We start from the raw sequence: 13,309 nt of genomic DNA on the forward strand, positions 1-13,309 counted from the left end.
TCCAGTTTTGCCAGTCCGCGGACTTCGTCGTCGATCTTGTGGATCAACAGCAGCGGGGATATCACGCCGAGCAGTGGATGATCGCCACTCAAGATCTCGCGACCTGATACGCCAGCATCATCTGTAACCTGGAAAGGCACCGGATCGTCACCCTGCTGCCGGATCCAAGCCCGGCTCGCCCTCATCCCACGATCGCGATCGCGGCGGGGGATATGGCGAAGCTGCGGCAAAGGCCCTGCCGCACGCGGTTCAGGTCGCAGATCGTTGATGGAGAACGCCAGTCGAGCCTTCCTCGATGCCGTCCACAAATCGATGCGCCAGATCCGCAGCGCAATCGGGGTCACCGTCTCCGAACACCATAGGCAATTACCGCGGCAAAAAGAGAGCCTCGGATTTGTGAGGCTTGCCCTGATATTATTCAGGAATTGCGATTCTTACGGTAGCTGACTTCCCGCCTACGACTGCAGCCTCGAGGTCGTCACGATTGTGCGAGCCTCAACAAAAACACGCATGCTGCCGGGAGGAGTTGGCTGGAACGACATCCTCCACGAGGCGATCGCACGCGTTCTCGACGGCTCGCGCCCCTGGCCGCCAGACGTACCCATTCTTGCGTTTCTGTCGGGTGTCATGCGCAGTATCTGCAACGACCATTGGCGGCGTGCGCGGCTCGAGCAAAGGCTGCTTGTGAGCCGAGATGATCCGGACCAGAGAAGCTGGCCCGGTGACGAGGCCGATGAGGAGCCCGATCCGGAGCGGATCCTGGCCGCCGCCCAGAAGTTGGCCAACGTCTATCGGCTGTTCGAAGCCGATCCCCGGGCGCTGAAGATCATTGCGGGCATGGCCGATGGCCTGACGGCCAGAGAAATCTGCAAGGTCCATGATATGTCCGAGCTCGACTACGACACGACGCGACGGCGGATGCGGCGCACCCTGCTGCGCCATCAACAAAACTGGAGTAAGTGACACGCTAGCACCCCAGTCTCGATCTGGCCCGCCTGCTCGGAGCGCTGAGCGAGGAAATCCTCGCCGCGAGCGATGAGGAGGTACGGCAGACCTCCGCTCTGCAAGGATGGACAATTACCAACACCGCCCTCGACGTCGGAGAGGTGATCAAGGCCGCGCGCGGGGACGAGAGTGGGGGCCTTGCTCGAAATTGTGATCTGAACGAAGATCCGAGCAAACCCGGTGCAAGGCTGCGGCCGACGCGTCGGGGCCGCAGCTCAAATCGCACAATCAGCCGCATTGAGCGAGCCGCAGGCTTCTAGCCGTTAGTGTTTGCGGCAGCGCTTACGCGCCGCCAAACCTCCAGACCGGGATGCCGAGCTTCTTCGCCTTGTCGGCCAGATTGTCCTGGATACCGGTACCGGGGAAGTGAATCACGCCGATGGGTAGCGTCTCCAGCATCGCATCGTTGCGCTTGAACGGCGCGGCCTTGGCATGCTTCGTCCAGTCGGGCTTGAAGGCGATCTGCGGAACCTTGCGATTGCCGGCCCACTTGGCGGCGATCAACTCGGCGCCCTTGGGGGATCCGCCGTGCAGCAACACCATGTCCGCATGCTTGGCGTGCACCTGGTCCAGCTTGGCCCAGATCAACCGGTGATCGTTGAAGTCGAGACCACCGGTCAGCGCGACTTTCGGTCCGGGCGGCATGAGCACCTGATTGTCGGCGCGCTTCTTCGCGACCAGGAAGTCGCGGCTGTCGATCATCGCGGAGGTCAGATTGCGGTGGTTGACCCTCGACCCGTTGCGCGGCCGCCAGACGGAATGGGTGTGGCGTTCGAACTCGTCGGCGGCCTGGTCGCGCATCAGCTCGAAGGCGTTGCGTCGCTCGATCAGTGTTTGACCTTCCGCCGTCAGGCGCTCCAATTCGACGGATTTCACCTCGCTGCCGTCCTGTTCGCGCTGGGAGCGCTGCTGGGCCAGTTCATTGCCGTCGAGCTCTCGTTCGATCCTGTCGCTGGCGCGGTGGAAGACGTTCACCGTCGACCAGAGCAGGTCCTCGAGGTCGGGCTCAAGACGGGTATCGGACAGCTCCACCACGAGGGCATCGAAGATGTCGACGATGCTGCCGGCGAGGACTCGCGCTTCAGGGAGCCGCCGGGGATCGGGCTCATCGTGGAAGGGACGGTAGCCAAAGAGCTGGAGTTCCTGGAGCACTTGGTCGGTTGGGGATGAGCTTTGGTGCGGCTCGAGATCGTCGTCGTGGTCGGTGGTCATTGCGGCTTTCCCTGGTCGGATCGACCGCGCCCATCGCGGCCTCACATGAGAGTTGTTTGGTCAAGGCAAGAATGAGCGGTGGTGAACTCGAGATTATTGTGGAGTACAAATCGGACGCTTGGTGCCGGTGTAGGAGCCATCTTCGCCGTGATTGAACGTACCGATCTGAGCCATTTTCGTTTCTCCTGACTGTTCCTCGAAGCCACCCGATGCGGTCTCGATGGCGGTCGAGAGGCGATGGACGGCCGGCTTGCACCCGGAGGGCCGCAGCACAGCGGAGGACGGCGATAGCCGAGCTTCTTGTCTCGCGAGGAAGGCGTGGCACACGCCGGGGAAGAAGGTCGGCGAAGCCGTTGCTGGCATAGGCCGGACAGCGCCAGACCAGCCAAGAGAGAGGCCGCACGGTGGCTTCGTCGGCAAGTCTGCCGAGAACGACGCTGGCATTGGGCGCACCTCGATATCGTCGGCGCTGCCCCTTACCGGCCTGCTTCCCGCTCTCGAACCCAAGGTCTGAGCCGATCTGCTGATCCGCGCCAATGCACGTATCAACCTCACATCCGGTCGCCGCGCATGCGGCCGCACCAAAATCCCGCCTACGGCGGCAAAGGCTCAAGAGGACGAGACCATTCTTCGTGACGGCGTGCGAGCCAAGCCGCGATCCGGTCGTCCACCCTGGTTCCGGGCGAGCTGATTAGGCCCGGACCGAACTGGGAAGCGATGTTGTCATGGCCGAACGATGGCGCCTTCGATCACAACTCCGGCGCTAACGTATTTCCACAGAGCCACGATGAGCTTGCGCGCCAATGCCGTGATCATGACTTTCTTGAAGCGGCCGCCATTCTGGGCGACACGCTCGTTGAACCATCGGCTGAGCGCCGAGCCGGGCTGATGACGCAACCAAAGCCAAGCCATCTCCAGCAGTGTGGAGCGCAGGCGCGTGTTTCCGGACTTTCCGATTCCTTGATCCCGGTCGAACTGGCGCTTCATATGCTGCGGGAGATCTCGTCCATCACCGGTTCGCACAGCCTCGAACCGCTCGCGCCGACCACGCCGGAGTGGATCGTAATCGGTGACGCCCTGCGAGAAGAGAAGGCCCTTGATTCGGTTGCTATGCTGGATTCGCTCCTGCATCAGCACCATGCGTTCGCGTGTTATGCGGCGACGGTCCTCGTCGTCGGGCGAGGGCACACGCAGCATCGAGCAAACACGCGGCTCGCCTCGCTCAAAGGCCAGCAAGGCTCGGATGAGGGTCTCTCCATCCAGCCGGTCTGTCTTGATCCGGCGACGACGCCGCGAAACTGCGATCGAGGCGGCGTCAACAATATGGCTCTCGTGCCCTTGGGCCTGCAGAACCCGATGGACCCAAAAGCCGTCGAGTCCAGCTTCTTGAATGACGATGATGGGATAGGATTGGTCGGTTCTGTCCAATGCCTTCTGCTTCAGTCGGGCGAGACGTTCCAAAAGCCCCGCAATGTCACCACCCATCACTGTGTGACGTGACAGCTTCTCCCCCGTTCCCGGCACCAGCGATGTGACGAGCCAAGTCTTCCGGCTCAATTCGACAGAGACGAAGATTGCGTTCAGTACTTTGTTCGTCGTCTTGTTAGCATCTCCATTTAATTTCATCTGATCGCTCCCTTTTCGACGATTGGCAATGCCGATCGTATCGAAACGGACCGCCGTCGCCACTCATAGGATCTTCATGGCGACGAAAGCGGCGGGCGGAACGGACTTGCACCCGCAGCGCAGCGGAGGGCCGGAGCGTTAGCGGAGGAACGAAGGGGGCCGACTATTTTGCCTCGCGATGTAAAGGCGGCTCTGCCGCCGACGGAAAATAGTCGGTCCACGAGGTTGCCGGTCCGGGCCGCTTGCCGCCCGATCGCCCTCTCGGAAGGCCGTGGGGCGGTCCTCTCCGGCGCCGAGGGGAAGCAGGACCACCGGCCTCGCGATAACGAAGCGGCTGCGTCGCACCTCATCCCCGTTCCGGCTATGCCGCCAGCTCGATAAAGCGCGCGACGTCCTGCGCCGCGATCTGCACGCGGCTCGCGGCCCGAAGGGCGTCAAATCCGAGCAGACGAAGATCCTCGTTGAAGTCGCCAAGCCGTGGCGAGATCACGATCGCCTCGATCCCGGCCTCCTGCGCCCGATCGATCAAGGTCGCCATGGCGCCGTCACCGGCAGGATCGTCATCGCGGGCGATGTAGAGCCGGCGGAGCGTGTCCGGGAGAAGGATGGCTGAGAGATGCGCCGCCGATAGGGCCGCGACCATCGGCATGGTCGGCAGCACGCTGCGGAGCGACAGCATCGTCTCGATGCCCTCGCCGGCCGCCATGACCTCACCCGCTAGGCCAAATCGAACGGCGTGACCAAGCAGGTCGCCCATCGCCCGTTTCGGCGTGTCGATCAGCGCCTTGCCGAGCGTCGTCTCGCTGAAGCCTCCGGGGTCAAGCCAGGTGCGATGCGCGCCGGTCAGGTGGCCGCGGAGATCGGTGACGGCGGCGATCATCGCCGGCCAGGTCTCGGTCGCGCTGTGGTCGTCGGGCCTGTAGTAGCAACGTGGGTGAAAGCGCAGACTTCCGGTTTCGTGCAAAGCCGTAATGCCGCGATTGCGGAGATACGCTTCTACGAGTGTGCCTGCGATCGACTGAGACACGCCGAAGAGCCGCCGCGCCGCCTCTGGCGATCCGAGGGGCGCGGGCGACGTTCTCGACCGGAGGCGATTTGGCGCAGGCTCCGGTTCTGGACGCGGCAGGCTCAGAAAGCGTCGTGCCTCATTGGCGACGTCGCGAAAGTTCGTGAAACAGCAGCTCTCGCGGATCACGTCGAGGAGATCGCCATGCTCGGCCGAGGCAGCATCTCGCCAATGCCCAGCGGCGCCGGGTCCGGATTCCGGTCCGCTGAGCCGGACGAACATCGACCGGCCGGGCGTATTGCGGACGTCGCCCACCGTCCAATATCGGCCCTGGCGCCGCCCGTTGGACAGGTAATGGCGGCACACGGCCTCGGCGTCACGCGCAAGACGGCGGGCCAGTTCGGAGGCGTTGTCGCGGGCCATCAGGCGGCCTCCCGCTCGCCGATGCGCACGATCGGATAGTGGTCGAGCACCTTTGCCAACACGGCGGCGCCGGTCGCATCTGATGGCACGAACATGCGCAGCTTCCACGAGATGATTTCGCTGAAGAGGCCGTATGCGCGCAACCGGTCACGCATCACATCTGTAAAGCCGGACAGTTCGAAGCGATGGGCGCCCATCACGCGGACACGACGGAGCTGCAGATCCTCGGCGAGCTCAAGGACGGTGCGCCCCTCCATCAGCGCCGAGAAGGCTTCGTTCGGGGTCAAGCTGCAGGTCGCGGTCATGCAAGCGCTCGCGGCCCAAGCTGGCGAGACCCTGCGACCGATGATGCGCTCGCCAGCATCGGTCTGGAGCCGATAGACGCGCGTCGACTCGTTCGGCAACCGCTTCCAGATCGGCAGCAGCAGACCTGCGACGATGTGGAGCGTGCTCTCAGCGAACTCGGGAACGTCGACGACTTCGCCGTTCCATGCCGCGGCGAATGTCTCGCGATCCGTAGGCTGCCAGTGGCTCTCGTCCATCATCTTCATCGAAGCATGATGGTGCTCCATCGGACGAATCAGCCGCACCCGACTTTCGATCTCGCCGTCATCGAGCATGAAGCTCGGCGCCGGAATCTGCACCGCGGCGCGACCCGAGCGCTCGTTGACCAGCAGCACCGCCCGAGCATCGGCGAGATAATCGAGCGCTTGATCCAGCGTCATGGGACGGTTGCGCCGGCGTTCGGTGATCGTGAGCAGCCGGGTTTCCGCGCCGGTCGCAGGGTGCGTGTAGATCGGATGCCGACCGGTGACGACGAAGCTGTCGGCCTGTAGCGTCTCCAGGCCAATGTCGTAGACGCCGCTAGCAATGGCGCCTTCGACCTTGGCGTTCAGCAATTGCTCGAAGGCCGTGAACAGCAAAGCTTGCAGGCCTATCGTGAGCGCGAGCAGCCGGTTCAGGAACGTCGTGATCGGCGGTAGCTCGTCCTTGATGCCGTTTTCGTCGACGAGCTTCAGGCCCGTGGCGTCCTCGAACATCTCGAGCGAGCAGCCTTCGACCTTGCCGCGCACGAGCAGCAGGTAGAGCTGGCGCAGCGCATCGCGGGCGTAGTGGCTCTCGAGATTGTCCTCAGGCCGAAACAGGCCTTGGCCGCCGGTCTGGCGCTGGCCGCGCGTGATGGCACCCAGCGTGTCGAGCCGGCGCGCGATGGTCGAGAGGAAGCGCTTTTCCGCCTTCACGTCGGTCGCAATGGGGCGGAATAGAGGCGGCTGCGCCTGGTTGGTGCGGTTCGTTCGGCCGAGACCCTGGATCGCGGCATCGGCCTTCCAGCCCGGCTCGAGCAAATAATGGACCCGAAGCCGGCGATTCCGCGCCGAGAGTTCGGCATGGTAGCTGCGGCCTGTGCCGCCAGCCTCCGAGAAGACACGCACGCGCTTCAGGTCATCCATGAAGGCGGCGGTCTCTGCGAGATTGGCGGAAGCTGCACGGTTCTCGACGGTAAGGCGGTCACATCTGCGCACCACGCGCCGCGAACGGCCGGTCACTTCCGCCACGAGGTCCGTGCCGAAGCGCTGCACGATCTGGTCGAGCGCGCCGGGAACAGGCGGAAGCGACGCGAGCCGCTCGATCAGCTCATTGCGGCGGGCGACGGCCTCGCGGCTCTCGACCGGCTGGCCGTCGCGGAAGACGGGCCGCGACGAGAGATTGCCCTCGGTGTCGGTGAAGGGCTCATAGGCCTGCACCGGGAAGGAATGGGCGAGGTAATCCAGCACGTATTCGCGGGGCGTGATGTCCACGCGCACGTCGTTCCATTCCTCAGGTGGAATCTCGGCGAGCCGACGCTCCATCAGCGCCTCGCCGGTCGATACGATCTGGATCACCGCGGCATGGCCCTCGGCCAAGTCCCGCTCGATGGAGCGGACCAGGGTCGGCGTCTTCATGCTGGTGAGCAGATGACCGAAGAATCGCTGCTTGGCCGATTCGAAGGCCGAGCGCGCGGCCGACTTCGCCTGGCGGTTGAGCGTGCCGTTCTCACCGGTAATGTTGGCGGCCTCCATTGCCGCGTCGAGGTGATTGTGGATGACGCTGAAGGCAGCGGCGTAGGCATCATAGATCCGGCGCTGCTCGTCGGAGAGCTGGTGCTCGACCAGTTCATACTCGACGCCGTCGTAGGAAAGCGAGCGGGCGGTGTAGAGACCGAGCGAACGAAGATCGCGAGAGAGCACCTCCATCGCAGCGACCCCGCCCTCCTCGATCGCCTCGACGAACTCGGCGCGGGTGGCGAACGGAAAATCCTCGCCGCCCCACAGCCCGAGGCGCTGGGCGTAGGCGAGATTGTGGACGGTGGTGGCGCCGGTCGCCGAGACATAGACGACGCGGGCATTGGGCAGCGCATGCTGAAGACGCAAGCCTGCACGCCCCTGCTGCGAGGGCGCGACATCGCCCCGCTCGCCCTTGCCGCCACCGGCATTCTGCATGGCATGGCTCTCGTCGAAAATGATGACGCCGTCGAAGTCGGAGCCCAACCATTGAACAATCTGCCGGACGCGCGAAAGCTTCTCGCCGCGGTCGTCGGACCGCAGCGTAGGTTAAAAATAGGACGCCCTCGGCCAACCGGATGTCGTACCCTTGAGGGAAGCGCGAGAGCGGCGTGACCAACAGACGCTCCATGCCGAGCGCCGACCAGTCGCGCTGCGCGTCCTCGAGCAGCTTGTCGGACTTAGAGATCCAGACCGCCTTGCACCGGCCCTGGAGCCAGTTGTCGAGAATGATGCCGGCGGACTGGCGACCCTTGCCGGCGCCGGTCCCGTCACCGAGCATGAAGCCGCGACGGAAGCGGACGGCGTTCGGTGCGTCGTCGCGGGCGGCCGCGACGAGGTCGAAGGTCTCGTCTACCGTCCAGGCGCCAGCGAGATAGTTACCATGCGCCTCGCCAGCATAGATGACCGTCTCAAGCTGGGCGTCGGACAGAATGCCATCGCTGACGAGGTTTGCCGGCAGCCGTGGCCGATAGCTCGGCTTCGGCGGCGCGACCGAGGCCATCGCGGCCGACTGCACCAGCTTGGTCGGATGCGCCTGCGCACCGTGGATCCGGATCGATTGGAGCCGGTATTCTTCGTAGATGGCGTCGCTGAGGCGCGCGCCCTCGGGCGGCGCCCAATCTGTCGCCTCATAAGCGAGGTCGACGGCTTCGGGATCGGCGACCGACGCCTTAACCGGCTGTGCAGCGGCGCTCGCGAGATAGCCGCGCACGGTGCGACGCGCCGGCGAGGCTGACACGGGAAGCACACCGGTCGATGCGACGCTCAGACGAGGTGGAACGTGTTCGCCGATCCAGCGGAGCAGTGTCGCAACGTCGGGCGCCATTCCCGGCGACGCCGGGAACGCGCTCGGATCCGCGGCAGGCACTTTGTCGATGACGGTGAGACGCGTCTCGATCGTGGTGCCGTGCTTGGCATAGACCGCGCCGGCGATCGCCGCAGTGAACACCACGCGGCCGCGTTCCTGCAGTCGGGCGAAGGCGTCATGCCAGGCTGAGGCTTCGGGTGAGACGTTTGCGCCTGATATCGTGACCAGCCGGCCGCCATCGGCGAGACGCGCCAGGGCCGAGGCGATGTGACGGTACGCGGTGTCGGCCATCCGGCCCGAAACGTTTGCCATCGCCGAGAACGGCGGGTTCATCAGCACGAAACTCGGGACCACCGTGGGATCGAGGTGGTCGTCGATTTGGGCCGCGTCGAAGCGCGTGACGGAAACGGCCGGAAAGAGAGAAGAAAGTAACACGGCCCGGGTCTTGGCCAGTTCGTTCAGCACAAGCCCGCTGCCGGCAATCTCGGCGAGGATGGCGAGCAGCCCGGTGCCGGCGGACGGCTCCAGCACGCGATCCGCCGCAGTAATGGCGGCCGCAGTCAGCGCAGCCAGGCCGAGCGGAATCGGGGTCGAGAATTGCTGGAAGATTTCGCTCTCGGCAGAGCGGCGCGTGTGGGTCGGCAGAAGCCTTGCGATCTTTTCCAAAGCGGAAAGTCGTGAAGCCGCAGAATCAGCTTTGCGGAAGAGCGCCTTTCCGTATTTGCGTAAGAACAGGACGGTGGCGACCTCACAAGTGTCATAGGCCATCTTCCAGTCCCAGGCGCCCGTCGCATCGGATGCGCCGGAGGCCACTTCCATTGCGGCGCGGAGAAGCGCGGCGTCGATGCGTCGGCCACGCTCGAGATGCGGAAGGAGATGACTCGCGGCAGCGATGATGATACTGGCGCCCTCGGGAGCGCGAACAGGCGAGATCGGAGCGGCCGGGTCGGCCGCGATCGGGGAATGGTCATTCATGGAGGAAGCCTTCAGGAGAGCGGGAATGGGCGAGCCGATCGGCGCTCTCTCTGACCGCGCCGGCTCAAACCCGTCCCGGCCGTCCTCTCCCTCTCAGCATCAAGGCGGTGCCCGACATGAGAAACGGCGCCCCACCGGGTTGGCGGCGCGCCGTGTACAAAGCGTTCGTCAGTATCCGAACTGCCAGGACGGCTACGCCTGGCCTTCGTCAGCGGCGCCCGCTTCCGCGAGGTAGCTCGCATCGCCTTCGACGACGGTGACGGCGTATTTCGTCACGACGCAGCTCCTTCGATCGGATCATTTTCGCCCGCGAGAATGGCCTCGGCCTTCGCGATGGCGGCGTCTGCCCGCCGGCGCCAAAGCTCGACATCCATTGAGCCTTCCTCCGGAACGTGGATGAGTATTTTGAGCAGACCGAGCAGCAACTCGAAATGGCCGGCCTTGCGCTGGACCTGCTCGCCGAAACGTGAGGGAAACGCCAGGCGTGGGCCGCTATAGGCAGCGTCGCGGCCTTCCCAGGCACCGGTAACATAGGTATCGCCAGACGTTTCAACGTCCGACCTGTTGTCGTCCCAGCCCTCGTCGGCGATCGCAAGATCGCAGGCTTGGTCGAGCGTTTCGGCTTCGTAGGTTCGCTGCCGATAGATCGGCAAATGATAGGTCGTCTCGATGGTGAAGAAGGGCACGATAGCCTCCAGAATGCAAAAGCCCGGCTCGCGCCAGGCTTTGGTGTGAATGGCAGTGAAAAGACGCGGGACGGCCGAAGCCGCCCCGCGTGCTCGAGCTATTCGGCCGCGATCATGCGCGACTCGTCTGCTTCATCGGCCGGAGTTTCCTCGTCGTCGCCGGCGAGGAATTCCGGCAGCGCCTCGCCATCGCCCTCGGGCTCCGCAGCATCGACAGCCGCCGCCAATTGGGCGTCGGGCATCCGCAGGGGCTCGGGCAGCCAGCCGGCCTCGGCGAGGAGGCGCTCGGCCTCCTTGGCCATGTCGCCCTTCTTCAGATGATCGATGAGCTGCGCGGCCCGCTCGCCGGCCCCCTCCCGCACCGCTTCCAGGATGCGGAGCTTCGGGACGCGGCCGAGATAGTTCTCGACGGTCGGGCGCCAACCGGACTCCACCATGTCGAGGTCGACGGCCCGGGCGATGCGATCGGCCTCAGTGATCCGGTGCTCGACGGTGTGCGGCGTGATGCCGCCGCCGTAGCGGTCGCCCTTCTCGTAGAGCGCGTTGATGCCGAATGAGGCGCAGTGCGCGAAGAGCGCCGCCTGCTCGTCGCCGGTGAGGCCGGTCAGCCAATCCCAGAGTTCGGTCTTCTCCTTGGGCAGGCGCTCCTCCCACGTCTTGTGGCGCGCGTCGATCGCCTTGGCCGCTGGCGTGTCCTTCAGCCCTTGCGCTTGCACCGGGAAGCTGACGCTGCGCACCGAGACCTCCATCGCCGTCCCGTAGGAGGAATAGCGGGAGAAGACGTCGAGGCAGAATTTGTGCAGCACCGCCTGGAAGGCGACCGAAGGCGTGATCGCCAGCCTGTCGCGCAGCGCCAAAGTCCGCTCCGCCGTGAGCTCGGTCAGCAGGCGATCGGGGAGCGGCTTCACCGCATCATCATCCTCATCCTCTGCCTCCGCGAGCTGCCCGCCGATGGTGATGACGGCGCGCTGGATTCCCGGCGCTGATGGTTCGGCGCCGTCGAAGGTCGCGGCAGCGGGTTCGCCATCGCTGCCCTGCTCTGGCTCGGCCACGGGTAGCTCGTCCTCAGGGCGGACGTAACCGCGATCAACCAAGAGCGTGCCTTCGGCGTCGATGCCGACGAACACACCCGCGCGGGCGATGTCGGCAAGCTGATAGTTGATGGGTCGATCGTCAAAGACGGCGAGAGCCGTCTCGATTTCGCCAAGTCGCTGGTCAACCTCGTCGGGCAGCTCATCCGCGCCGTCATGCTCGGCTTCCAGCCTGGCAAATTCGGCCTTGAGCGCCTCGATGGTCGCCTGCTCTTCGGCGGTGAGACCGGCGGATACGCTGTCCAGCTCGCGCAAGCCACGCGTGTGGCCGTAGGGGAAGTCGATCGCGACCTCGATCCACTTCCAACCTTCGGCAGCGATCGTTTCTGCCTCCGCCTTCAACTTCTCGGCGACCAGGCGGTCGAGCAGAGCGACGTCCTCGAGCCAACCGCCGTCGTCGGACTGGAACAGGTCGCGCAGCACCACACCGCCAGCCGCCTCGTAGGCGTCGAGGCCGACAAACACGGCCCTCCGGTCGGAGGCGCGCGCCGTCTTCTCCGTCAGCATGCGGCGGATCTGATAGGGCTCCTTCTGCCAGGAGCCGGAGATGGCCTGCCAGACCTGTTCCTGGCGTCCATGATCCGCGGTGACGGTGAAGGCCATCAACTGCTCAAGCGACATGCCGTCCTCGGCATAGATGTCGAGCAACGCGGGCGAGACCGAGGCCAGGCGCAAGCGCTGCTTCACCACATTGACCGAGGTGAAGAAGACCGCAATCGCGATTGCATTGACCTGGAGTTCCACGCGTCAGGCACGCGCGCTCCTGGATGCGGCGATCGAAGCCGGACAGGAGAATGCTCGGTTCGTCGGCAACGTCATGAACGCGATGGACACGTTGCGCCATTTCGGCAGTCACTCCTGGATCAACGAGTGCTTTATGATAAGGGCGCGGGAGGTGCGTGATAACTGGCGAGCCTACGTGTTGCAACGACTGGCCTACATCGCCGTGCTCGGCCTTGCCGTCGCGCTGCAATTTGCGGTCACGCTTCTCCTTCTTATACCTGAATATCACGCCGGCGCGATCACCATTGGCGATATGGTGCTATTCAATACGCTTCTGCTTCAGCTCAATATGCCCTTTGAGACGGTCGCGAGGGCGATCTCTGACGTGGCGCGGTCGCGAGCCGACCTCATCCCTCTAGGTAGACTGTGGGCCGCACCAGAAGAGCGGCAAGCATCTCATGCTCACGATTTCAAGCCCTCCGCTGACCAGCTCTCTTTCGAGAGCATTGGTTATGCCTACGACAACGGTCGCGGCGTTACCGACGTCTCGTTTAAGGCCGGGCGCGGCGGGATTACTTTTCTTGTCGGTGAAACCGGATCGGGGAAGTCCACGATCTTTAAGCTCGCCCTGAAATCGATTGAGCCCGACTACGGCCGAATTCTCGTCGATGGAACGGATATAGCGAGCGTCGATCGCGCGGATTGGTATGCCGCAGTTGCTCTCGTGCCGCAGGAGGTGATGTTGCTCAATGAGCCGCTAGCTGACAACATTTTGTTAGGACGGCCCCGCGACGAGGTACGCCTTCGCGATGCGTCGAAAGAAGCCGCTATTCTCCCGTTGATTGAGGCGCTACCGGAAGGATTTGAAACAACCGTTGGAGAACGCGGCTTGAAGCTTTCCGGCGGGGAGCGACAGCGCGTTGCTATTGCCCGCGCGCTCTATGGACAGCCGGCGATCCTTCTTCTCGACGAGGCTAGCTCCGCGCTCGACGAACGAACCGAACGGGACGTTATGGACCATATACGCACGCTAGCTGAGGATGTGACTGTGCTAGCGATCACTCATCGGAGAGGTGTCATCTCCACGAGCGACGTCGTGGTCGATCTGACCGACTGCGCCTTGTCAGTGACTTAGACGAAGAGTGCCGCAGCCGTTTCGTAAGACGCCCAGTTTCAGGCACCCGGCATGCCCACGAGCACGACCGGCCGCT

8 protein-coding genes and 2 pseudogenes are annotated in these 13,309 nt (G+C 64.2%); 3 read left to right on the top strand and 7 right to left on the bottom strand.

Translation table 11 applies throughout. From position 1 onward, the window contains the following. Positions 1-107 precede the first annotated feature (107 nt). Together ACE10X_RS03590 and ACE10X_RS03595 are read left to right on the top strand one after the other, a co-directional pair. Positions 108-336, top strand: a pseudogene (locus ACE10X_RS03590) (ISL3 family transposase); the annotation flags it as partial. Positions 337-510: 174 nt separating this feature from the next. Continuing rightward, positions 511-963 (top strand): RNA polymerase sigma factor, encoded by a 453-nt coding sequence (locus ACE10X_RS03595; RefSeq protein WP_018646330.1) that lies wholly within the window; start codon positions 511-513, stop codon positions 961-963. A gap of 324 nt (positions 964-1,287) precedes the next feature. On the opposite strand, the gene ACE10X_RS03600 is transcribed toward ACE10X_RS03595, so the two are convergent. The 7 genes and pseudogenes from ACE10X_RS03600 to ACE10X_RS03630 form a co-directional block, all read right to left on the bottom strand. After that, a complete protein-coding gene (locus tag ACE10X_RS03600) occupies positions 1,288-2,217 on the bottom strand; it encodes a DUF2493 domain-containing protein (protein WP_011091010.1) in 930 nt (309 codons plus the stop codon). 723 nt (positions 2,218-2,940) lie between these two features. Further along, a complete protein-coding gene (locus tag ACE10X_RS03605; RefSeq protein ID WP_018646331.1) occupies positions 2,941-3,843 on the bottom strand; it encodes a transposase in 903 nt (300 codons plus the stop codon). A gap of 361 nt (positions 3,844-4,204) precedes the next feature. After that, a complete protein-coding gene (locus tag ACE10X_RS03610) occupies positions 4,205-5,272 on the bottom strand; it encodes a toprim domain-containing protein (RefSeq protein ID WP_011091007.1) in 1,068 nt (355 codons plus the stop codon). Beyond that, complete coding sequence (locus tag ACE10X_RS03615; protein ID WP_354267522.1) at positions 5,272-7,332, bottom strand: strawberry notch C-terminal domain-containing protein; 2,061 nt, start codon at positions 7,330-7,332, stop codon at positions 5,272-5,274. The genes ACE10X_RS03610 and ACE10X_RS03615 overlap by 1 nt, the downstream gene beginning before the upstream one ends. A gap of 105 nt (positions 7,333-7,437) precedes the next feature. Then, a pseudogene (locus ACE10X_RS03620) lies at positions 7,438-9,598 on the bottom strand (strawberry notch-like NTP hydrolase domain-containing protein); the annotation flags it as partial. 272 nt (positions 9,599-9,870) lie between these two features. Next, complete coding sequence (locus ACE10X_RS03625; RefSeq protein ID WP_011091004.1) at positions 9,871-10,284, bottom strand: hypothetical protein; 414 nt, start codon at positions 10,282-10,284, stop codon at positions 9,871-9,873. A gap of 98 nt (positions 10,285-10,382) precedes the next feature. Continuing rightward, positions 10,383-12,119, bottom strand: coding sequence for a hypothetical protein (locus ACE10X_RS03630; RefSeq protein WP_011091003.1), 1,737 nt, complete (start codon positions 12,117-12,119; stop codon positions 10,383-10,385). Here ACE10X_RS03630 and ACE10X_RS03635 point away from each other — a divergent pair. Next, positions 12,076-13,233 carry an ABC transporter ATP-binding protein gene (locus ACE10X_RS03635; RefSeq protein WP_223153799.1) on the top strand — a complete coding sequence of 386 codons (1,158 nt, stop codon included), beginning with the start codon at positions 12,076-12,078 and terminating at the stop codon, positions 13,231-13,233. The two genes, ACE10X_RS03630 and ACE10X_RS03635, sit on opposite strands and share 44 nt — an antisense overlap. The last annotated feature ends 76 nt before the right edge of the window (positions 13,234-13,309 follow it).

The organism is Bradyrhizobium sp. Pha-3 (assembly GCF_042258325.1).
In the GTDB taxonomy this organism is placed as follows: domain Bacteria; phylum Pseudomonadota; class Alphaproteobacteria; order Rhizobiales; family Xanthobacteraceae; genus Bradyrhizobium; species Bradyrhizobium elkanii.